This window comes from Microbacterium sp. PA5 (assembly GCF_049860775.1).
Classification (GTDB): Bacteria; Actinomycetota; Actinomycetes; order Actinomycetales; family Microbacteriaceae; genus Microbacterium.
In genome coordinates this window covers 2,510,991-2,532,869 of record NZ_CP187567.1, presented here as the reverse complement: position 1 = coordinate 2,532,869, position 21,879 = coordinate 2,510,991, and the positions used below count along the sequence as shown (strand labels likewise).

19 protein-coding genes and 1 tRNA gene are annotated in these 21,879 nt (G+C 70.3%); 14 read left to right on the top strand and 6 right to left on the bottom strand.

What is annotated here, in order from left to right; all coding sequences use genetic code 11:
- Positions 1–8 precede the first annotated feature (8 nt).
- Both ACPWUT_RS12020 and ACPWUT_RS12015 read right to left on the bottom strand, forming a co-directional pair.
- On the bottom strand, positions 9–1,331 hold the full coding sequence (locus ACPWUT_RS12020; protein WP_425837909.1) for an isochorismate synthase: 1,323 nt from the start codon (positions 1,329–1,331) through the stop codon (positions 9–11).
- A gap of 158 nt (positions 1,332–1,489) precedes the next feature.
- A complete protein-coding gene (locus tag ACPWUT_RS12015; protein WP_425837906.1) occupies positions 1,490–2,848 on the bottom strand; it encodes a DUF222 domain-containing protein in 1,359 nt (452 codons plus the stop codon).
- 163 nt (positions 2,849–3,011) lie between these two features.
- On the opposite strand from ACPWUT_RS12015, the gene ubiE reads away from it, so the two are divergent.
- From ubiE to ACPWUT_RS11995, 4 genes are all read left to right on the top strand, one after another.
- The gene (ubiE, locus tag ACPWUT_RS12010; protein WP_425837903.1) at positions 3,012–3,731 is read left to right on the top strand and encodes a bifunctional demethylmenaquinone methyltransferase/2-methoxy-6-polyprenyl-1,4-benzoquinol methylase UbiE; all 720 of its coding nucleotides are present in this window, start codon (positions 3,012–3,014) and stop codon (positions 3,729–3,731) included.
- 94 nt (positions 3,732–3,825) lie between these two features.
- Positions 3,826–4,887 carry a polyprenyl synthetase family protein gene (locus ACPWUT_RS12005; RefSeq protein WP_284530082.1) on the top strand — a complete coding sequence of 354 codons (1,062 nt, stop codon included), beginning with the start codon at positions 3,826–3,828 and terminating at the stop codon, positions 4,885–4,887.
- A 103-nt stretch (positions 4,888–4,990) separates the two neighbouring features.
- Positions 4,991–6,364 carry an FAD-dependent oxidoreductase gene (locus ACPWUT_RS12000; RefSeq protein WP_425837900.1) on the top strand — a complete coding sequence of 458 codons (1,374 nt, stop codon included), beginning with the start codon at positions 4,991–4,993 and terminating at the stop codon, positions 6,362–6,364.
- 83 nt (positions 6,365–6,447) lie between these two features.
- Positions 6,448–7,440: an alpha/beta hydrolase gene (locus ACPWUT_RS11995; RefSeq protein ID WP_425837897.1), complete on the top strand. Its 993-nt coding sequence runs from the start codon at positions 6,448–6,450 to the stop codon at positions 7,438–7,440.
- Here ACPWUT_RS11995 and ACPWUT_RS11990 read toward each other — a convergent pair.
- Together ACPWUT_RS11990 and ACPWUT_RS11985 are read right to left on the bottom strand one after the other, a co-directional pair.
- The gene (locus ACPWUT_RS11990) at positions 7,427–9,619 is read right to left on the bottom strand and encodes an FG-GAP-like repeat-containing protein (protein ID WP_425837894.1); all 2,193 of its coding nucleotides are present in this window, start codon (positions 9,617–9,619) and stop codon (positions 7,427–7,429) included. The genes ACPWUT_RS11995 and ACPWUT_RS11990 overlap by 14 nt on opposite strands.
- A gap of 128 nt (positions 9,620–9,747) precedes the next feature.
- A complete protein-coding gene (locus ACPWUT_RS11985) occupies positions 9,748–10,236 on the bottom strand; it encodes a YajQ family cyclic di-GMP-binding protein (protein ID WP_284530074.1) in 489 nt (162 codons plus the stop codon).
- 134 nt (positions 10,237–10,370) lie between these two features.
- On the opposite strand from ACPWUT_RS11985, the gene ACPWUT_RS11980 reads away from it, so the two are divergent.
- The 7 genes from ACPWUT_RS11980 to ACPWUT_RS11950 all read left to right on the top strand — a co-directional run bounded on the left by ACPWUT_RS11980 (position 10,371) and on the right by ACPWUT_RS11950 (position 16,444).
- Positions 10,371–11,492 carry a LacI family DNA-binding transcriptional regulator gene (locus ACPWUT_RS11980; protein WP_425837891.1) on the top strand — a complete coding sequence of 374 codons (1,122 nt, stop codon included), beginning with the start codon at positions 10,371–10,373 and terminating at the stop codon, positions 11,490–11,492.
- A gap of 9 nt (positions 11,493–11,501) precedes the next feature.
- Positions 11,502–12,794: a sugar ABC transporter substrate-binding protein gene (locus tag ACPWUT_RS11975; protein WP_425837888.1), complete on the top strand. Its 1,293-nt coding sequence runs from the start codon at positions 11,502–11,504 to the stop codon at positions 12,792–12,794.
- A 77-nt stretch (positions 12,795–12,871) separates the two neighbouring features.
- Positions 12,872–13,813 carry a carbohydrate ABC transporter permease gene (locus ACPWUT_RS11970; RefSeq protein WP_284530069.1) on the top strand — a complete coding sequence of 314 codons (942 nt, stop codon included), beginning with the start codon at positions 12,872–12,874 and terminating at the stop codon, positions 13,811–13,813.
- Positions 13,813–14,754: a carbohydrate ABC transporter permease gene (locus tag ACPWUT_RS11965; RefSeq protein WP_284530068.1), complete on the top strand. Its 942-nt coding sequence runs from the start codon at positions 13,813–13,815 to the stop codon at positions 14,752–14,754. Before ACPWUT_RS11970 ends, ACPWUT_RS11965 begins: the two co-directional genes overlap by 1 nt.
- 53 nt (positions 14,755–14,807) lie before the next feature.
- Positions 14,808–15,776 carry a glycosyl hydrolase family 32 gene (locus ACPWUT_RS11960; protein WP_425837883.1) on the top strand — a complete coding sequence of 323 codons (969 nt, stop codon included), beginning with the start codon at positions 14,808–14,810 and terminating at the stop codon, positions 15,774–15,776.
- A gap of 9 nt (positions 15,777–15,785) precedes the next feature.
- A complete protein-coding gene (locus ACPWUT_RS11955; protein WP_284530066.1) occupies positions 15,786–16,274 on the top strand; it encodes an FBP domain-containing protein in 489 nt (162 codons plus the stop codon).
- Between the two features lie 85 nt (positions 16,275–16,359).
- Positions 16,360–16,444: transfer RNA gene (locus ACPWUT_RS11950), tRNA-Tyr, on the top strand.
- Positions 16,445–16,628: 184 nt separating this feature from the next.
- On the opposite strand, the gene ACPWUT_RS11945 is transcribed toward ACPWUT_RS11950, so the two are convergent.
- On the bottom strand, positions 16,629–17,051 hold the full coding sequence (locus ACPWUT_RS11945) for a GlcG/HbpS family heme-binding protein (protein WP_284530065.1): 423 nt from the start codon (positions 17,049–17,051) through the stop codon (positions 16,629–16,631).
- A gap of 35 nt (positions 17,052–17,086) precedes the next feature.
- Positions 17,087–18,310: an MFS transporter gene (locus ACPWUT_RS11940; RefSeq protein WP_425837878.1), complete on the bottom strand. Its 1,224-nt coding sequence runs from the start codon at positions 18,308–18,310 to the stop codon at positions 17,087–17,089.
- A 115-nt stretch (positions 18,311–18,425) separates the two neighbouring features.
- Between ACPWUT_RS11940 and ACPWUT_RS11935 the strand changes: the two genes are divergently transcribed.
- The 3 genes from ACPWUT_RS11935 to ACPWUT_RS11925 all read left to right on the top strand — a co-directional run bounded on the left by ACPWUT_RS11935 (position 18,426) and on the right by ACPWUT_RS11925 (position 21,835).
- The gene (locus tag ACPWUT_RS11935; RefSeq protein ID WP_284530063.1) at positions 18,426–18,917 is read left to right on the top strand and encodes a MarR family winged helix-turn-helix transcriptional regulator; all 492 of its coding nucleotides are present in this window, start codon (positions 18,426–18,428) and stop codon (positions 18,915–18,917) included.
- 174 nt (positions 18,918–19,091) lie between these two features.
- Positions 19,092–20,105: a LacI family DNA-binding transcriptional regulator gene (locus tag ACPWUT_RS11930; protein ID WP_284530062.1), complete on the top strand. Its 1,014-nt coding sequence runs from the start codon at positions 19,092–19,094 to the stop codon at positions 20,103–20,105.
- Positions 20,106–20,167: 62 nt separating this feature from the next.
- Positions 20,168–21,835: an ABC transporter substrate-binding protein gene (locus ACPWUT_RS11925; protein ID WP_284530061.1), complete on the top strand. Its 1,668-nt coding sequence runs from the start codon at positions 20,168–20,170 to the stop codon at positions 21,833–21,835.
- Positions 21,836–21,879: the final 44 nt, after the last annotated feature.

Sequence of the window (21,879 nt, the reverse complement as noted above, 5' to 3'; positions counted from 1 at the left end):
GCAGGGGGTCAGGCGAGAGCATCGACGATGGGCCGGAACTTCACGCGCGTCTCCAGCATCTCCGCCTCGGGATCGCTGCCCGCCACGATGCCGGCGCCGGCATACGCGGTCAGCGGGACCGTCGCGGGCGACGAGGCAGCCAGGTGGAACTGGGCGCAGCGCAGCGCGATCGCCCATTCGCCGTCGCCGTCGGCGTCGATCCAGCCGACCGGGCCGGCGTAGCGTCCACGATCGAACGGCTCGAGGCGCGCGATGATCCCGATCGCCGCAGGCGTCGGCGTGCCGGCGACGGCCGCCGTCGGATGGAGGGCCGAGACGAGGTCGAGCGCGGAGGCGTGCCCGGCGAGCGTCCCCTCGACGTCGGTGGCGAGGTGCCAGACGTTGGGCAGCTTCAGCATGAACGGCTGCTCCTCCGACACGAGCGCGGAAGTGTGCGGCCGGAGGGCGCCGAGCACGCTCTGGACGGCGAACTGATGCTCGTCGAGGTCCTTGGTGCTCGTGGCGAGCGCCACCGACGCGGCGGTGTCGGCGTCGGCGTCGGCTCCGCGCGCGGCCGTGCCGGCCAGCACCCGCGCGGTCACGGTGCCGCCCGAGACGGTGACGAGGGTCTCGGGGCTCGCGCCGATGAGGCCGTCGATCGCGTAGGTCCAGGTGTCGGGGTACGACGATGCGAGCGCCCGCACGAGGCGGCGGAGGTCGGCCCCGGCAGGCACGGTGCCGGCGAGGTCGCGGGCGAGCACCACCTTGGCGACCTCGCCGGCGGCGATCGCATCGAGTCCGGCCCGGACGGCGTCCTGGTAGCCGTCGGGAGTCAGCGCGCCGGGACCGAGGGTCGCGGACCAGTGCGGTCCGTACGGCTTCGGCTTCGGTGCCGTCAGCTCCGTCGCCTCCGTCGCCTCCGTCGCCTCCGTCGGTGCCGTCGTCGACGTCGACGACGCGAGGTCGGGGACGTCGGCGGGGGAGGTGTGCGTGAGCCAGGTGCGGCCGGCGCGTCGTCCCACCACCAGGCGCGGCACGGTGAGGACCGCGTCGGAGGAGGAGCGCGCGTCGAACGGCAGCGCGCCGAACGCGACCATGCCCGTGCCCGGAAGGTTCACGGCGTCGTCGACCTCGGCGGTCTCCGTGACCTGCCGCCACCATCGCGCCACGTCGCCGGGGGACCCCGATCCGCGGAACGTGGCGGCGGGGCCGCCCGTGCCGATCAGGATGTCGCCGCGACGCGACCAGACGATCGGATCCGCCGCGTCCGCGAGCTCGAGCACGTCGTCGATGGCGTCGATCTCGCGGGTCACCGACCGCAGCCGGGGGCTGTCGTCGGGCGAGGAACTCACATCGTCAGCCTAATCCGGTCGCCGGGCGGCCCGGCGCGCGTCAGAGCGGGCAGGAGCGCGCACGGATCACGGACGTGCCGGGCTGATCGCGGGGGCGCGCGGCGGATCCCGGCGAGGCGTGCAGCGAGCACGGGGTGTTGTGCCGCGCCGTCGTCTGCTCAGAACGGTGCGGGGAACTCGTCGATCACGCCGCCGCCCCTGTCCGAGCCGACGTCGGGCATGAACACCAGGGTGCGCGCCGGTCGGTCGGGGTAGTGCCTGCCGGTGGGGCTGGTCCAGTGCAGGATGCCGTCGGGTGTCTGTCTCACCCGCCAGGCGGAGTGGTGTTTGAGGGTGTGGTGCCGTCGGCAGAGGTGGGCGAGGTTGGTGAGTTCGGTGGGTCCGTCGTGTTCTCTGGCGGTGGTGTGGTCGATGTCGCACCTTCGCACCGGGATCCGGCAGCCCGGGAATCGGCAGTGCTCGTCTCGCACCCGCAGCGCCCGCTTCAGCTGGTCGGGCGGCCGGTACCGGTCCACCGCGAGCACCGTCCCGGCGACGGGGTGGGTGAGCACCCGGTCCCATCCCGACGTGGTGCCCGCCAGCCGCAGCGCGGTCGCGGTGTCGATCGGGGCGCGGCCGGTCAGCTCCGCCGGCGCGTCACCGGCGCCGACGGCCGTGAGGACGGGCACGGTGAGCTGCACGTGCGCGACGATCGCGTCCGTCTCGGGGATCGACGCGTTCGAGACCTCGGGCGTCGCGTGCCCGGTCAGCAGCAGGTCGGCGAAGACGTCGGCACGGATCTCATCGATCCCGCGGCGGTCGGAAGCGGGCTCATCGAGCAGCGTCGTCCTGACGGTCGCCGCACTCGCCTCGTCGCTCCCGACGCGCCCACGGCGCGCGTCGATCGCCCGCCGGGCGTATCGGTCGAGGCGGTCGCGGATCCCGTGCGCCAGATGCGCCGGCAGCGTCGCGATCAGTTCCGCCATGCCGTCGTCGAGGTCGCGCACCCACACGCCCCGTCCCCGCGCCGCCTCCGCGTGCCGCTCGGCCAGCGGCACCGGATGCAACCGCGCCGCGAGCAGCCGCACCACCGGCCGTAACCGTCCCGGCGTCTCCCGCCGGGCGATCTCGACCGCCGACTCCTCGAACACGGCGCGGGCCTCGTCGTCGTCGATCGGCAGTCCCGCCTCGACGATCACCCGCACATGCGCCCCCGAGACCTCACCCGCCGCCAAAGCGGCCCACGTCGCGGGGAACCGCTCCGTCAGCACCACCGCGTCGGACAGCTGCCGCTGCACCGTCCGATCCGACACTCGCAGCGCGGCGCCGAGCTGCGCCGCCATCGACCGCAGCGGAATGTCCCGCACCTCCGACGGTCCCGGCACGTCCTCCTGCGCCCGCACCACTTCCACGGCCCGCGCCAGCACCGCGGCCTCGCGGGCCTGCAGCGCCGCCATCCCGCGCCGGATCTCGACGAGCTCATCCACCACCGCATCCACGGGGCGAAGGTCCGCCGCGAGTGATCCGGTGTTCGTCATGCCCCCATCCTTCCCGGAGGCACCGACACCGACACCCACAAAGCCCCGGTCAGGGCTGCTTCCTGTGGACAACCCCCGCCGGCACCCCACCTGGGGAGGAAACGCCACCGCTCCGCATCGCCGCCGAGGACGGCGCGCGTCCCCCGCGACGTAGGATCGAACGGTGACCGAACAGCCGCATCGCGCCGACCTCGGCAAGGACCCTGCCCGCGTGAGCGGGATGTTCGACGAGGTCGCCCCGGCGTACGACCGCAGCAACACGATCCTGAGCCTCGGCAACGACCGGCTGTGGCGCGTGGCGACGACGCGGGCGATCGCTCCCAAGGCCGGTCAGCGCATCCTCGACCTCGCGGCCGGCACCGGCGCGAGCTCGGTGGCGCTGGCCCGCAGCGGGGCCGAGGTCGTGGCGGCCGACTTCTCGCCGGGCATGCTCGCCGAGGGCCGCCGCCGGCACGGGGGGATCCCCAACCTCTCCTTCGTCGAGGCCGACGCCACCGCGCTGCCCTTCGCCGACGACGAGTTCGACACCGTCACCATCTCCTTCGGCCTGCGCAACGTCAACGAGCCGCGCACCGCCCTGGCCGAGCTGCTCCGCGTGACCGCGCCCGGAGGCCGCCTGGTCATTTGCGAGTTCTCGCAGCCGCCGTCGCAGGCCTTCGGGGCGCTCTACCGGTTCTACAACGATCGTGTGCTTCCCGCGGTGGCGCGAACGGTGAGCTCGAACGCGGCCGCCTACGACTACCTGAACGAATCGATCAAGGACTGGCCCGACCAGCCGACGCTCGCCGGCTGGATCCGGGAGGCCGGATGGGAGGACGTCGCATACCGCAACCTCTCGTTCGGCATCGTCGCCCTCCACCGCGCCCGCAAGCCGAGCAGCTGACGCCGGCCTCGCGCGCCCGGCGTCCGCCGAAGCCCCAGCCGTCTCACGGCTGAGGACGGAACCGGCCCGGACCGGTCCCCGGTAGGCTGGGAGGGTGACCCCGAGCCCCACCGCGCCCGGCTCGCAGCTGACGAGCCACCTCGGCATGACCGAGCGCATCTTCGCGGGACCCAAGATGCGCCGCCTCGCCGCGGCCGTCGAGGACGGGCTCGCGCGGGTCGAGGAGAAGCTCGCCGCAGAGCTGCAGGTCGGCGATGCGCTGGCAGACGTCACCAGCCGCTACCTGTACGAGGCGGGAGGCAAACGGCTCCGCCCGATGCTCTCGATGCTCACGGCGCAGCTCGGCGAGGGCGCCACCGACTACGTGATCGCCGGCGCCACCGCGCTGGAGATGACTCACCTCGGCTCGCTCTACCACGACGACGTCATGGACGGCGCGGATGTCCGCCGGGGTGTGCCGAGCGCGCACGCGGTGTGGGGCAACAACATCGCGATCCTCACGGGCGACCTGCTCTTCTCGCGCGCCAGCCAGCTGATGGCGCAGATCGGCGAGCGGGCGATCCGCCTGCAGGCCGACACGTTCGAGCGGCTCGTGCTCGGTCAGATGCACGAGACGGTGGGAGCGCAGGCGGGCGACGACCCCGTCGAGTTCTACCTGCAGGTGCTGGCCGACAAGACCGGCTCCCTCATCGCCGCCGCCGGGCAGGCGGGCGTGCTCTTCTCCGATGCGCCGTCGGAGTACGCGACCCCGGTGCTCGAGTTCGGCGAGCGGGTCGGCATCGCCTTCCAGCTCCTCGACGACGTCATCGACCTCTCGGCCGATCCCGACGAGACCGGCAAGGTGCCCGGGACCGACCTGCGCGCAGGGGTGCCGACCATGCCCTACCTGCTCCTCGGCCGCAGCTCCGACCCGTCGTCGAAAGCGCTGAAGGCGGCCATCGACGACGGCGTGGCCCGGATCGCCGACGGCGCGGATCCCGTGCTGCTGGACGACGACCTGGCGCGGCTGCGGGAGCACCCCGCGACCGAGGCCACCCGGGAGCTGGCCGCCGAGTGGTCGCGACGCGCCGTGTCCGCCATCGAACCGCTCCCGCCCGGTCCCGTGCGCGAGGCGCTCACGCGCTTCGCGCGGGTCATGGTGGACCGCTCCCACTGACGGTCCTCCGACGCACCGGCAGCCGCCCGGGACCCGCACGAAATCGCCGGGACGCGGAGACCTCCGACACGCTCAACGACCGGATCCTCCGGAAAGGAACACCATGACCAAGCTCAGGCTGGCCATCGTCGGCGCGGGACCTGCGGGCATCTACGCCGCGGACATCCTCCTGAAGGCCGAGCGCAAGTTCGACGTCTCGATCGACCTGTTCGACCAGCTGCCCGCGCCGTACGGTCTCGTCCGCTACGGCGTCGCGCCGGATCACCCCCGCATCAAGGGGATCATCACGGCGCTCCGCGACGTGCTCGACCGCGGCGACATCCGGATCTTCGGCAACGTCCGGTTCGGCGAGGACCTCGTGCTCGACGACCTCCAGAAGCACTACCACGCCGTCATCTTCGCCACCGGCGCGATCAAGGACGCCGCGCTCGACATCCCCGGCATCGACGCCGTGGGGTCGTACGGCGCCGCCGACTTCGTCAGCTGGTACGACGGCCACCCGGACTTCCCGCGCGAGTGGCCGCTGGATGCGAGCTCGGTGGCGGTGCTCGGCAATGGCAACGTCGCGCTCGACGTCGCCCGCGTGCTGGCCAAGCACGCCGAGGACCTGCTCGTCACCGAGATCCCCGAGAACGTGCAGCGCGGCCTCGAGGCGTCGCAGGTCACCGACGTGCACGTGTTCGGCCGTCGCGGCCCCGCCCAGGTCAAGTTCACCCCGCTGGAGCTGCGCGAGCTCGGCGAGCTGCGCGACGTCGACATGGTCGTGTACGACGAGGACTTCGACTATGACGACGCGAGCCGCGCGGCGATCGCCAGCAACAAGCAGGTCATGGTGATCGACCGGGTGCTGCAGTCGTGGCGTCAGCGCCCCAGCGCGAACAACGCCGGCGGCGAGGCGAGCCGTCGCCTCCACCTGCACTTCTACGCGAAGCCGATCGAGATCAAGACCGACGAAACCGGACGTGCCGCCGCCATCGTGTACGAGCGCACCCGCCCGGACGGGCAGGGCGGCGTCGAGGGCACCGGCGAGCTGCGCGAGATCCCCGTGCAGCAGGTGTACCGCGCCGTGGGCTACTTCGGCTCGCCGCTGGCGGGGGTGCCGTTCGACAAGCGCCACGGGGTCATCCCCAACCACGAGGGCCAGGTGCTCCGCAAGGACTCCAACGAGCGGGTGCCGGGCGTCTACGCGACCGGCTGGATCAAGCGCGGCCCGGTGGGGCTCATCGGGCACACCAAGTCCGACGCGATGGAGACCATCCGTCACCTGATCAACGACCAGGGATCGTGGTGGAACCCCGAGGACCCGTCCGACGAGGCGATCCCGGCGCTGCTGGCCGAGCGCGGGGTGCGGTGGACCGACCTCGACGGCTGGCACCGGCTCGACGAGCACGAGGTCGCCCTCGGCGCACCGCAGGAGCGCGCCCGCATCAAGGTCGTCGACCGCGAAGAGATGGTGCGGGTCTCGCGCGGCGAGTGACCGCCGGGCCCGGCCACCGGCAGGGGTTCTCACGAGGCGCGCGCACCCCGCGGCGGCACGGATCCCGCGGCTAGGCTGACGGCATGGCTGACGACTGGGTCCCCGATGTGCTGGGGGAGCCGTTCCGGCAGCGCACTCTGCCGCTGGGCTCCGACGCCGAGGGCGAGATCGTCGCGACGCTCGTGCGGAGCCTGCCGTCCGGCTGGGAGGCGCTGACCGGCCCGCTGCGGGACGTCGACGTGCTCTACGTCCACGGCTGGTCGGACTACTTCTTCCAGACCGGCCTCGCCCGGTTCTGGAACGAGCGCGGCGCCCGCTTCTACGCGCTCGACCTGCGGAAGTACGGGCGGAGCCTCCGTCCGGGGCAGACGCCGGGCTACATCGCCTCGCTGTCGGACTACGACGCCGACATCGGCGCGGCGGTCGACGCGATCCGCGGGCCGCGTCCGCGCCGGCTCGTGCTGCTCGGGCACTCGACCGGAGGGCTCACGCTGAGTCTCTGGGCGGCGCGGCATCCCCGGACCGCATCCGCCCTCGTCCTGAACAGCCCCTGGCTGGAGCTGCAGCTCGGCTCCTTCGGACGGCAGGCGATCGCGCCGCTCGTGCGCGCGGCCGCGCGCGTCGATCCGCTCGGACGCCATCCCGAGGTCGATCTCGGCTTCTACACGCGCGCGCAGCGCGAGCTCGGCACCCTTCCCGTCGGTCATGAGACCTGGCGCCCGGAGCGCGGGTTCCCCACGCATCCGGGCTGGCTGGCGGCGATCATCGCCGGTCATGCCACGGTCGCCTCCGGCATCGACGTCGGCTGCCCGACGCTCGTGCTCCTCTCCGGCGGATGGACCTCCCCGGTGCAGTGGGCGGAGGCCATGACCGCCACCGACTCGGTGCTCGACGTAGACGAGATCGCCCGTGCCGCGATGCGGATCGGGCAGCGCGTGACCGTGGCCCGCATCCCCGGCGCCATCCACGACGTGTTCCTGTCGGCGCCGGAGCCGCGGGACCGGGCCTACGACGCGCTCGAACGCTGGCTTCTGCTGGGCGCGCTCAGCCGTCGCCCCCGCCTCAGCCCGCGCTGATGCCTCGAGGTTTGGTGCGGATGTGCCAGTCCCCGGAGGAGATGCCCCACCCGTAGTCGAGGCTCCAGTGCGCGGCCGCCCGGAACCGGCTCCCGTCGTTGAGTGCGACGTGCACGCCATGGCGGGCGAAGCCGACGATGTCAGCGCGTCCGTCGTTGTTCACATCGACCACGGCGCGCGGCATGAGCCCGAGCGTCCACTCGCGCGAACCGAAGTCGGTGGTCCAGCGCACCGCCTTGGCGAAGGAGGAGCCGGTGTTGCGGGCGACGTAGACGCCGTCCACGCGGAAGCCCACGATGTCGGGGCGCCCGTCGCCGGTGATGTCGGCGAGCGTGCGCGGGTCGCGGTTCACCCGCCAGCCGCCCGAGGATCCGCTCCCGAAGCTCGAGGTCCACTTCCGTGCCGTGGCGAAGCCCGAGCCGGTGTTCAGGGCGACGAACACGCCCTGCGGACCGAAGCCGACGATGTCGGGGCGCCCGTCGGCGTTCATGTCCTCCAGGTAGCGGGGCGTGGAGGCGGCGCTCCAGCCGCGGCTCGTGCCGAAGGCCGTCGTCCAGCGCGTCGGAGTGCTGAAGCCGTTGCCGGTGCTGAGCGCGACGTGCACGCCGCTGTCGCCGAACCCGACGATGTCGGCGCGGCGGTCCCCGTTGACGTCCATGACGTAGCGCACCTGCTGGGTGGTGTTCCATCCGCCCACCGACGCGTTGGAACCGAAGCCCCGCAGCCAGATCTTGCCCGCGCTGAACGACGAGCCGTTGTTGACCGCGACGGCGACGCCCGCCGCGGAGAAGCCGACGATCTCGGGGCGGCCGTCGCCGTTCACGTCCGCGAGCGTGCGCGGGTGCCGGGTCACGCTCCAGCCCGTCGATGTGCCGAACCCGTTCACCCACTTGCGGGGAGCGCCGAAGCCGCCGCTCCCGTTGCCGAGCGCGACGTAGACGCCGCTGCTGGAGAATCCCACGACGTCGGGCCTGCCGTCGCCGTTGGCATCCATGACCATGCGCGGGGTCTTGGACACCGTCCACGCCCCCGAGGTGAACGAGGAGAGCGCGCGCACGTCCGCGGCGAACCGATTGCCACGGTTGTCCGAGACGAGCACGCCGGAGCTGCCGAAGCCGATGAGCTCGGGCCGCCCGTCGCTGTCGAGGTCGGTGTCCCACGGGAGGATCTCGGTGCGGTCGTCGATCCCGTTGCCGTTCGCGTCGGGCAGGACGGCCTTGGGGCTCGACGGTCCCACGCGGCTGGACGCCGTCAGGCAGCAGGTCACGCCGCGCGATGTCAGCACCGTGCGCCCGGCGAAGTCCCGCCACACGCCGTTGTAGTAGCCGCTCGAGTCGCTGTAGAGGAACCGGTCGTACTGGATCCCCGTCACGGGGATGTACTGCCGCTTGCCGGAGGGCACGCTCACCGCGGTGTTGAGGATCGACAGGTGCACGTGAGCGCTGCTGCCGGGCGTGCCGCCGCAGGGGAGCGTCTGCCCGGCAAGCCCGAGGGAGGTGCCCGCCTCGACCCACTTGCCGATCAGCGAGGACTTCGCCTCCCGCAGGTGGTAGTACTCGGACATCCAGCCGCCGCCGTGGTCGATGCCCAGGAACCAGCCGTTCGCGCACGAGACGCGATAGACGCGGCCCGACGCGATGGCGAGCACGCGCTTGTCCGATGAGCTCAGCGGGGCGAAGTCGATCGCGCCGCGATGGATGCCGTCGCTGTCGGCGTGCGAACCGCTGATGCCCCAGCGCTTGCCCGGCGCGAACGGGAAGCGGAAGACGGGCTGAGGCCCGTACGAGGCGGCGAGCCGCGACTGCGTCGCCACCGTGCTCTCACCGGCCAGCGAGGGCAGCGATCCGTTGGGGAGCTCGCGGGTGAGGGGCATGGTGGGACCGTCGTGCTCGTGCTCGGCGTGCTCCGCGTCCTCGTCGTCGTGGCCGGCCTCGGTCTCCGTCGGCGAAGGGGACGGAGCCGGCGCGGGCGTGCTGTCCGGTCCCGCCGTCGGCACGGCGGAGGGGGTGGGGGTCGGAGAGGCGGCGGGATCGTCCGCTGATCCGGTGGCATCCTCCGCGGACGCGTGGGGATCGTCCGCGGACGCGGTGGCCTCCGTCGTCGGTGCCGGGGCAGGGGTCGTCGTCTCGCCCTGTGCCGCCTGCGCGGGAAGGAGCGCGCAGACGAGCGCTCCGACCACACACCAACCGACGATTCTGCTGTTCGCTCTGCGCATCCGCCCTCTCCGGGGTCTCCCCAGACTGATTCCCCAGAGTATGTCGGCGTCCCGTCTGACGAGACGGGGTTGACCTGTTGCTGTCTTCCGCGCTAGCGGTAGTTCACGAACTGCAGATCGACGTCGAGGTCGGCCGCCTTCAGCAGGCGCTGCACCTCCTGGAGGTCATCCCTCGACTTGGACTGGACCCGCAGCTCGTCGCCCTGGATCTGCGACTTCACCGACTTCGGGCCCTCGTCGCGGATGATCTTCCCGATCTTCTTGGCGTTCTCCTGCGAGATGCCTTCCTTCAGCGTCGACGTGAGCCGGTACTCCTTGCCGCTGACGACGGGGTCTCCCGACTCCAGCGACTTCAGCGAGATGCCCCGCTTGATGAGCTTGGACTGGAACACGTCGAGCACGGCCTTCGCACGGTCCTCGCTGTTCGCCTTGATGAGGATCGCCTCTCCGCTCCACTCGATCGACGCCCCGGTCCCCTTGAAGTCGTAGCGCTGCTCGATCTCCTTGCGGGCCTGGTTGAGCGCGTTGTCCGCCTCCTGGCGGTCGATCTTGGAGACGATGTCGAACGAAGAGTCAGCCATGCGCCGATTGTACCCGCGAGCTTCCTGGTCGGCGGGTGTTGACGAGGTGGCCGGGTGTGCTCTAGCATCCCGATAAATCGTTTTATCACCCGACTTCAGCACCGAAGTCGCAGCACGAGGATGTGAGGTGGGAAATGGGCCGGGCACGGATCTTCGACGTCGCCGCCGCCGCGGGCGTCTCGGTCACGACCGTCTCGCTCGTGCTCAACAACGCCCAGTCGCGCATCTCCGAGGAGACCCGGCAGCGTGTGCGGGAGGCCGCCGACGCCGTGGGCTACTCGGCCAGCGCGGTCGCCCGGGGGCTTCGCACCCAGCGCACCCGGATCGTCGGCCTCATCTCCGATCAGATCGCGACGACCCCCTTCGCCGGCCGCATGCTCGCCGGGGCGCAGGACGCCGCCCGCGAGAACGCCCACATGGTGATGCTCGTCGACACCGGAGGCGACGCCGAGGTCGAAGCCGAGGCCGTGCGCGCGATGACCGCCCAGCAGGTCGACGCGGTGCTGTACGCGGCGATGTGGCACCGCGCCGCCACAGCGCCGGCAGGTCTTCCCGCCGGCACCGTGATGCTCGACTGCTATCCGGCGGCCGGCGGATTCCGCAGCGTCGTCCCCGACGACCGCGCGGGCGGAGAGGCCGCGGTACGCGAGCTGATCGCGGCCGGTCACACGCGCATCGCCTACCTCGACACGAGCGACCCCGAGCCGATCGCGTCGCGGCTGCGCCACGAGGGCTATCTCGCCGCCCTCGCCGAGGCCGGCATCGATGTCGACCCGGCCCTGCACGTGCGCGGCGAGACGTCGGCGCAGGGCGGGCGCGAGGCCGCCGACCGTCTGCTCGACCTTCCGGAGGCTCAGCGCCCGACCGGGATCTTCTGCTTCAACGACCGCATGGCGATCGGCGTCTACACCGCCGCCCATCGCCGCGGACTCGACATTCCGCGCGACCTCTCCGTCGTCGGCTACGACGACCAGCAGCTCGTCGCCGCGGAACTGGATCCACCTCTCACCACCATCGCCCTGCCCCACTACGAGATGGGTCGCTGGGCGATGGAGGTCGCGCTCGGCGTCCGCGCGGAGGGGGATGAGGACGCCCCGCACCGAATGGAGTGTCCCGTCATCCGGCGGGACTCGGTGGGCCCGCCGCCGGCGCAAGTCGCCAAACGAGACCGACGACGGGCTTCACACACAACCGAAGGGCCGCGCTCGGCGGCCCCCGATCAGGTGACCGACGTGGGCGTCGGGCACCAGGAATAGGAAACCACAATGACGCGCAGAACGTCGCCCCTCTTCGTCGCCGCGGGGCTGGTGACAGTCCTCGCACTGACCGGCTGCGGCCAGGCCGGCCAGGGGACCACCACCGGTGAGGACGGTCGCACCCAGCTGACGATGTGGACCCACTCGGCCGGCAACGCCGCCGAGCTCGAGGTCTACGAGCGGATCATCTCCGACTACAACGCCTCGCAGGACCAGTACGAGGTCGTGCACGAGTCGTTCCCGCAGGGGGCCTACAACGACGCGATCGTCGCCGCCGCCGCCTCGGGCGACCTCCCCTGCCTCCTCGACCTCGACGGTCCGATCATGCCGAACTGGGCGTGGGCGGAGTACCTGCAGCCGCTCGGCATCTCCAGCGAGATCACCGACAAGCTGCTGCCCACAGCCGTGGGCATGTGGGACGGCGAGATCTACTCGGCCGGCTACTGGGATGCCGCGCTGTCGATCTTCGCCCGCAAGTCGGTGCTCGACGAGAACGGCATCCGCATCCCGACCACCGACCAGCCCTGGACCGCGGACGAGTTCGACGCGGCGCTGGCCACCCTCAAGGACGCCGGCTACGACACCCCGATCGACATCGGCGCCGAGGACACCGGCGAGTGGTGGCCGTACGCGTACTCCCCGTTCCTGCAGAGCTTCGGCGGCGACCTGATCGACCGCGACACCATGCTCTCGGCCGACGGTGCGCTCAACGGCGACGCCGCGGTCGCGTGGGGGACATGGTTCCAGAACCTGTTCGCCGAGGGCTACGCCAGCAACTCGGGAACCGTCGGCAACCAGGAGTTCGTCGACGACGAGGTCGCCCTCAGCTACACGGGAGTGTGGAACGCCCTCGCATCGGTCGAAGCGATCGGCGACGACCTGCTGATCCTCCCCCCGCCGGACCTCGGCACCGGGCCGAAGATCGGCGGCGGTTCGTGGCAGTGGGCCATCTCCTCCAGCTGCAACGACGCCGAGGGCGCGCGCGACTACCTGGAGTTCAGCTTCAACGACGAGTACATCACCGAGTTCGCCGACAAGCAGATCGTCATCCCCGCCACCGAGGAGGCCGCCCAGGCGTCCAAGTACTTCGGTGACGACGGCGTGCTGCGGCCCTTCGTGGAGCTCTCGCAGAAGTACGCGGTGCTGCGGCCCGAGACCCCCGCCTACGCGGTGATCTCGACCACCTTCGAGACGGCGGCGAAGAACATCATGAGCGGCGCCGATGTGAAGGGCACCCTCGACCAGGCCGTCGCCGACATCGACGCCAACATCGCGTCCAACGACGGGTACGGCTTCCAGTGATCGGTGCGGAGGGGGCGCCCGCACCACCGTGCGGCGTCCCCTCCGCCCCCTGGACCTGCCACTGAAAGGCCATCTCCATGACCGTCTCTCCTCCGACGGCGGCGGCCGAGACCCCTCGGCGCTCCTTCCGTCGCTTCCGCTCCAGCCGGGGTCGCCAGACCTGGGCCGGGTTCGGGATGGTCGCCCCCGCGGCGATCCTCCTGCTCCTGTTCCTGATCATCCCGGTGATCCTCGCCTTCACGCTCTCGTTCACCAACGCGCGCCTCATCTCGCCCAACCCGCCGCGCTTCGTCGGGGTGGACAACTTCATCCGCGCCTTCACCGCCGACCCTGTGTTCGTGCAGTCGATCGGCAACACGGCCCTGTTCGCGCTCGTCGTCGTCCCGGTGCAGGCCGGTCTCGGTCTCGCACTGGCCGTCCTCGTCAACCGCCGGCTGCGGGGCACGACGTTCTTCCGGGTCGTGTACTTCATCCCGGTGGTCACCTCGATCGTCGTGGTCTCGATCCTGTGGAAGTTCCTCTACCAGGACGACGGCCTCATCAACTCGATGATCGACGCGGTCACCTTCGGCCAGTGGCGGGGAACCGACTGGCTCAACGACCCGTCGACCGCCCTCGGCGCCATCATCGTCATGTCGATCTGGCAGGCGGTCGGGTTCCACATGATCATCTGGCTGTCCGGACTGCAGACGATCCCCGAGGAGCTGTACGAGGCGGCGCGCATGGACGGCGCGAGCCCGTGGCGCCAGTTCACCAACGTCACCTGGCCGGGGCTTCGCCCGACGATGGTGTTCGTGCTCGTGACAATCACGATCGCCGCGCTCGGCCTGTTCGTGCAGATCGACGTCATGACCCAGGGCGGTCCGCAGGGGGCCACCTCGACGATCGTCTTCCATGCCGTGCGCAAGGGGTACGAGCAGCAGGAGATCGGCTACGCCGCCGCCATCTCGCTCATCTTCTTCGTCGCCGTGCTCATCATCGCGCTCATCCAGCGCCGCCTCACCCGGGAGAAGGACTGATGACCGCCACCGTCACCCCGCCCGCCCGCACGCAGCGGGTCGATCCGAAGAAGCCCCGCTCCGCGGCCACCTCCCGCCGCTGGGGCACCGTGGCCACCTACGTCGCGATGTCGCTGCTGGCGCTGGTCTTCCTCTTCCCGCTCGTGTTCATGTTCGTCTCGAGCCTCAAGCCCGACGCGCAGATCCTGCAGGACATCGACTCGCCGATGGCGTTCCTGCCCGTCGGGGACATCAGCCTCGACAACTACTTCGGCGTCTTCGACCGGGTGCCCGTCGCGCAGTTCATGTTCAACTCGATCCTCGTCACGGTGCTCACCGTAGGGCTCGGGCTCGTCGTCAACTCGATGGCCGGTTTCGCCCTCTCCCGGCTCGCCTGGCGGGGACGCGTCGTCGTGCTCGCGGTCATCATCGCGACCCTCATCGTCCCGTTCGAGACGATCGCGGTGCCGATGGTCTACTGGGTCGCGCAGCTGCCGACGCTCGTCTTCGAGGGCGGTGTGCTCAAGTACGACTTCGGCTGGCTGAACACGTACGAGGTGCAGATCGTGCCGTTCATCGCGAACGCGTTCTCGATCTTCCTGTTCACGCAGTACTTCTCCACCATTCCGAAGTCGCTCGACGAGGCGGCCCGCATCGACGGCGCGAGCTGGTTCGCCATCTACCGCCGCATCATCGTGCCGCTGTCGGGTCCGGCGTTCGCCACCGTGGCGATCCTCACCTTCCTGCCCGCCTGGAACCAGTACCTCTGGCCCCTGATGGTCGTGCAGAAGGAGAGCCTGCGCCCGGTGATGGTCGGCATGCAGTACTTCTTCCAGCTCAACACCGCCTGGGGCGAGGTGATGGCGTACACCTCGTTGATCACGATCCCCGTGCTCGTCGTCTTCCTCGTCTTCCAGCGCGCGTTCGTGAGCTCCATCGCCGCGAGCGGGGTGAAGGGATGACCGCCGCGGTCGTCCCCTCCCGCCGCATCCTCGACCTCCTGTAAGGAATCCTCTTGTTCGACCTTCCCGACTCCTGGGTGTGGGACTTCTGGTTCGCCGACGACGGCGACCGCTACCACCTCTTCTTCCTCTACGCGTCGCGTGCGCTCCACGATCCGGATGCCCGCCACTACCGGGCATCGATCGGCCACGCCGTCTCGGACGACCTGACCGACTGGGCCCGGGTGGACGACGCCCTCGTCCGCGGCGACGCGCCGGCCTTCGACGACCTCGCCACCTGGACGGGCTCCACCGTCCGGCATCCGGACGGCACCTGGTACACCTTCTATACGGGGTCGTCGCTCGCCGGCCACGGCAAGAACATCCAGCGCATCGGCTACGCGACCTCGGACGACCTCCTCACCTGGCGCAAAGGCTCCGCGCCGGTGCTCGAAGCGGCGGCCCCCTGGTACGAGACGATCGACAGCGGGGCCTGGCACGACGAGGCCTTCCGCGACCCGTGGGTGTTCCCCGATCCGGACGGCGACGGCTGGCACATGTACGTCACGGCGCGCGCGCCGCAGGGGCCCGTCGACGGGCGCGGCGTCGTCGGCCACGCGTGGTCGCCGGACCTCCGCAGGTGGGAGCTGCGCGAGCCGGTGAGCGCGCCCAGCGAGAACGGCTTCGGCCAGCTCGAGGTCACCCAGGTCGCCGTCGTGGACGGCCGTCCGGTCCTCATCTTCTCGTGCCTGGCCGAGCACTCGATGCCGTCGCGGCGCGACGAGCGCGGGGGCACGTGGGCCATCGCCGCCGACAGCGTGCTCGGTCCGTTCGACGTCGACAGCGCCACGCGCCTGACGGGCGAGGATCTCTACGTCGGACGACTGCTGCGCCGCCGCGACGACGGCCGCTGGCTGCTGTTCGCCTTCCGCAACGTCGGCGACGACGGGCGGTTCGTCGGCGGGATCACCGACCCGATGCCGGTCGGATGGCGGGACGGGCGGCTGATCGTCACGGAGCCGGTGTCGGTGACGGGTTCGTAGACTGGGGGCATGCAGCCGCTCACCGAGGAACAGGTGCGCGCGGTTCTCGTGAACGCCGCGCCCGACGAGCTCGAACGGATCGCCCTGCCGGTGGACTTCCTCCTCGTGGACTGGGACCACCTCGACTTCCTGGCCTGGCGCGATCCGCGCACCCGCAGTCGCGGGTACGTCGTCGCCGAGATCGACGGGGAGCCGACCGGCGTGGTCCTGCGCGCCACCGACGGCTCGGGCCGGGGGAGACCGGCGATGTGCAACCTGTGCCACACGATGCAGCCGGGCGATCAGGTGGCCCTGTTCACCGCACGGCGTGCGGGGGACGCCGGCGCCCGCGGCGACAGCGTCGGCACGTACGTCTGCGCCGACCTGTCCTGCCACGAGAACGTCCGCCTCGCCGCGCCCCTGGCGCCGAGCGAGATGCGCGCCAGCGTCGATCGCCGCATCGACGGCACCCGCCATCGCGTCGAGTCCTTCGTGGAGCGCGTCCTCGTCGCCGCCTGAGGGTGGTTCTCGGCACCGCTCGCGTACGGGTAATATGGTTGATCGCGCCTCCGGTCGACTGCAAAAGCCGGGCGGATGCGCACCTGGCGAGTTACCCAAGCGGCCAAAGGGATCTGACTGTAAATCAGACTGCATTGCATTCGGGGGTTCGAATCCCTCACTCGCCACCATGACTTGTTCGACGTCCTCGGACGACGAGTTCGAACAGCTGGGATAAAGAAGAGGATCGCGGTGAAAACCGCGATCCTCTTCTTTCGTCTCGTCTCGTGCGCGTGGAGCCGTATCGGCGCCCTGTGACGCGCCTACGTACCGCGATCGCCCGAGCCATGGTTCATGGTCGCTTCCGGCGTGCGCTCACTGCGGCTGCAGCGTCGCGGCGGCTGCTGTCGCGATCCGGTGGTCGTCGACGGGTGCGCCGCCGCCTACCCCGATCGCACCGATGAGGTGACCGTCGCGGCGCAGTGGTACCCCGCCGGCGATGAACAGCAGGGGCCGATCGAGCGCGGTCTGCAGGGAGTGGAAGGGCCCGTCCGGCTTCACTGCGTCCACGACGTCCGCGGTGGCGGCGTCGAGCTGGAGTGCGGTGTAGGCCTTGCGGGTGCTGGTCTCTCCGGAAATGAGCACGGCGTTGTCGTCGCGGCGGAAGGCGAGCAGGTGGCCGCCGGCATCGAGAACCGTGATGCTCACCGTGGCGCCGGCTTCCTCGGCAGCGCGTCGGGCGACGTCGAGGAGGTGATCGGCGTCGGCAGTGGAGAGCTTGCTGATGGTGGTGGGCATGAGGCGACTCCTTCGGTCGGCGAGCGGTGGGGCTGTCAGTGGGTCGTCGCGGTCGCGGTCGCGCGTGCGGAAGGTCCGCCGGCGCCGTCTGCGGACATCGCGGTGCTCGCGTGGGAGCCGCGCGCGGCTGCGGCGGCGATGATCATGACGACGAGGGCTACGGCGGTGATCGTCGCGCCGATCCAGATGGGGGAGGTGTACCCGAGTCCGGCGGCGATGCCGACGCCGCCGGCCCAGGCGCCGAGGGCGTTGCCGACGTTGAACGCGCCGATGTTGGCGCCGGAGGCGAGTGTGGGTGCGGTCCCTGCGTAGTTCATGATGCGGCTCTGAAGGCCCGGGACGGTTCCGAATCCGAATCCGCCCATGAGGAACAGGGCGACGATGGTGGCGATCGGGGATCCGGCGAGCAGGCCGAAGAGGGCGAGGATCACGACGAGCGCGGCGATGAAAACGACCAGGGTGCCGTCGATGGAGCGGTCGGCCAGTCTGCCTCCGAGCCAGTTGCCGACCACGAGGCCGGCGCCGAACAAGACGAGCAGCCAGGGCACGGTGGTGCTGGCGAAGCCGGAGACCTCGGTGAGGGTGTAGGCGATATAGGTGAACGCGCCGAACATGCCGCCGTAGGCGAGGACGGTCACCAGCAGCGAGAGCCAGACCTGGCCGGAGCGGAACGCCTGTAGCTCGCCGCGGATGCTGATCCGCTCCTCCGGGCTGCGCAGGACGGGCACGAGGGCGGCGATGCCGATGAATGCGAGGACGCCGATGACGGAGATCGCCCAGAACGTTGCCCGCCACCCGAGCTGCTGGCCGAGGAAGGTTCCGAACGGCACGCCGAGCACGTTCGCCGCGGTGAGACCGGTGAACATGATCGCGATGGCGCCAGCCTTCCTCTCCGGCGCGACCAGGCTGGCGGCAACGACGGAACCGATGCCGAAGAAGGCGCCGTGGCACAGCGCGGCGAGGATGCGGCCGATCATCGCGAGGCTGTAGTCCTCGGCGATCGCGGTGAGCACGTTCCCCGCGATGAACAGCACGACGAGACCGAGAAGGACGGGCTTCCGGGGCAGTCGGGTGGTCGCCGCGGTGAGCACCAGGGCCCCGACGACCACGGCGAGGGCATAGCCGGAGATCAGCCATCCGGCGGCTGCCTCGGAGACGCGGAAATCGGCGGCGACCTCGGGCAGCAGCCCCATGATGACGAACTCCGTGAGTCCGATGCCGAAAGCGCCGATAGCCAGCGCCACGAGACCCAAGGGCATGACGATCTCCTCGTAAGACGGTAAGGTAGTTGCAAGCGCGGGATAATGCACAAGCAAGGAAGATCTTTGCATACGCAATCAATCTGCGCAAGCAACTAACTTTCGGGAGTGTCACATGGGCATCGGCGACGACGCTGTTGAGGTGCGAGCGCAGGGTTGGCGCACGCTCGCGGCCCTGCATGGATTGATCGAGGCGCAGCTGGAGAGGGCGCTGGGCGGCGAGGTCGAGCTCTCGGTCGTCGAGTTCACCGTGCTGGACGCGCTGAGCCGGCAGGACGGCTGGCATATGCGGATGCAGCAGCTCGCGCGCGCTGCCGCGCTGAGCCCCAGCGCGACGACCCGCCTCGTCACGCGGCTGGAAGATCGCGGACTGCTGACCCGCATTCTCTGCGCAGACGACCGCCGGGGGATCTATACCGAGCTCACTGCGAAAGGGCAGGAGCTGTACGAGAGGGCCAGGCCGGTGCACGACGAGACGCTCGAGCGCGTGCTTGCGGATGCTGCGGATACGCCCGAGCTCGCTCCGGTCGTGGCGGCGTTGCAGAGCGCTGTCCTACCGGCGCATGCCCTTCACCGCGTTCCGGCTGCCCCGGGAGCTCGCCGCTGACGGTGTCTCCACCCCGGTGGCCTCGGTGGCCTGCCGGCATCTGAGCGCACGATGTGGCGGCAACCGCCCGACGGTGCCGACGCGGGTCGGCGGTTGACGACTCGTCTAACTCGCGTTAGCATCGATCGCAACAGGTGCTAACGCGAGTTAGTCGCCTCAACGGAGAGGTTCACCATGGTGGGAAAGCAGCGGGCCGTCACGATGAAGGACGTCGCCGATCTCGCCGGCGTCTCCCGGTCGGCGGTCTCGTTCGTCCTCAACAACCGTCGTTCTGTGGCCCTCTCCGACGACACCCGCGATCGCGTGCTCGATGCCGCCGCGCAGCTCGGCTACCGCCCCAACGCCGGGGCCCGCGCCCTGGCTCAGCAGCGCAGCGACTGGTACGGCCTGGTCACCGAGATCGTCACTGCGCCGTTCGCGGTGGAGATCATCAAGGGCGCCCAGGACCGCGCCCTTCTGGATCACAAGTATCTGCTGATCGCCTCGACCGAGTCGGATGCCGAAGCCGAGGCCGCGGCTATCGAGCGCTTCCTGGAGCAACGGGTAGAAGGTCTGATCTACGCGGCGACGTGGCACCGCGCGGTCACCGTTCCGGAGATCGCACGCGAAGTGCCCACCGTGCTCGTCAACTGCTACGACGCCGAGGGACGTTACCCCGCGGTGGTGCCCGATGAGCGCACCGGAGGGCGTCGCGCGACGGAGCGACTGCTGGCTGCGGGCCACCGTCGCATCGGCTTCGTGAATCTCGATCCGGACATCCCGGCCGCCGTCGGCCGCCGCCATGGCTATCACGACGCGCTTCGCAGCGCCGGCATCGACATCGACGACGTGCTGGAGATCTCCGGTCACGCCACGGCCGACGGCGGATTCACGGCTGTCGATGCACTGCTCGACCTCGCCGACCCGCCCACGGCGATCTTCTGCGCCAACGACCGCATGGCCATGGGCGCCTACGACGCCATCAAGGAGCGCGGACTGCGCATCCCCCACGATGTCGCCGTCATCGGATTCGACAATCAGGAGCTCATCGCGGCCTACCTGAGACCGAGTCTGACGACGGTTGCACTGCCCTTCGATGAGATGGGCGCCCGAGGCGTGGACATCCTCGCCGCGATCACAGCGGGCCAGTCGACCGACACGAGCATCGTGACGGTCGACTGCCCGCTCCTGGAACGCTCGTCCGTCTGACTGGACATCTGGGGACGAGCACACCCTTCGCCTTCGACGAAGAAGAAAGGAACAGCACCATCATGACACTTCACAGAGGCCGCGCGGCGGTACTCGCCGCCGGCGCGCTGGCGGTAGCGCTTGCGCTCACCGGGTGCGGGGGGACCACGTCCCCCGAGGCATCCGGACTCGACGGCTCGCAGCTGCTGACGATCCCACGCGAAGACATGGGCACGTTCGACCGCAACTTCAATCCCTTCTCCAACCCCGACTTCCCCATGACGCAGGTGGCGATCTACGAATCGATGCTCGTCTTCAACCCCGCCGACGGCACCACGACGCCGTGGCTGGCGACGGAGTGGGAGGTCGCCGACGACGGGACGGGCATCACGTTCCATCTGCGCGACGACGTCAGCTGGTCCGACGGTGAACCGTTCGAGGCCGAAGACGTGGTCGTCAGCTTCGACCTGCAGCGCGAGATCCGTGGCGGCTTCGACTACATCGACACGGTCACCGCCGTCGACCCGCAGACGGTGGAGTTCGACTTCAGCGAGCCGTTCTCGCCCGCGCTACTCGATGTCGGGCAGCAGATCATCGCGCCCGCGCACATCTGGAGCGAGTTCGACGACCCGGCCAAGGAGACCAACCCCGAGCCGGTCGGCACGGGCCCCTACACGGAGGTCACGAACTTCCAGGCGCAGTCGTTCGACCTCCTGAAGAACCCGCATTACTGGCAGCCCGAGAAGCAGAAGATCGAGGGCGTGCGGATGCTGGCCTTCGCCGGCAACGACGGTGCGAACCTCGCCGCCGCCAACGGAGACGTCGACTGGTCGCCGCAGTTCATCCCGAACATCGAGCAGGCCTTCGTCGCCAAAGACCCGGAGCACCGGTTCTACTGGTTCCCCACGACCGGGTCGATGGTCAGCTGGCAGTTCAACACCACGCAGGCGCCCTTCGACGACCCGAACGTGCGCAAGGCGCTGTCGATGGCCGTCGACCGCGATCAGGTGACCTCGATCGGCATGCAGGGCTACACGGTGCCCGCGGACTGCACCGGTCTCTCCGGTGCCTACGACAGCTGGCGCGACCAGGAGGTCGTCGACTCGTGCACGTGGACGAAGCGCGATCTCGACGGCGCGGCCAAGCTGCTGGACGCCGCCGGCATCACTCTCGGCGCAGACGGCACGCGCGTGCTGCCCGACGGCAGCCCGTTCGAGTTCGATTTCTCCGTGGGCTCGACCTCGAGCGACTGGGTGTCGGTCGGAAACGTCATCTCGCAGAACCTCGCCGATCTCGGGGTGACGGTCAACGTCGCAGCCCGCGACTGGGCAGAGGTGGTGTCGAGCTATGAGAACGGCACGTTCGAGTCGGGCATCGTGTGGAGCAACAACGCCCCGACCCCGTACCAGTTCTATCGCGGGGTGATGTCGACCGAGACGGTCAAGCCCACGGGCGAGCAGACGTTCGAGAACTACCACCGCTACGGCAGCGCTGAGGCCGATGCGCTGCTGGCCGAGTTCGCGGCGACCTCCGATGAGGCGCAGCAGCGGTCGATCATGAACCAGCTGCAGGCGCAGTTCGCCGAGGAGGCGCCGGTGGTGGCACTCTTCCCCGGACCCGAGTTCGGTGCCGCCAGCACGCTGCGCTTCACCGGCTGGCCCGACGAGGACGACCCGTACGCCTCCCTCGGGGCGGTGCGGGCCCGCAGCGCCGTCCTCATCCTCACCACCCTCGAGCCCGTCAAGGGCTGACGACCGGACGGCCGGTGCGCCGCTCCGCCTGAGCGGGCGGCGCG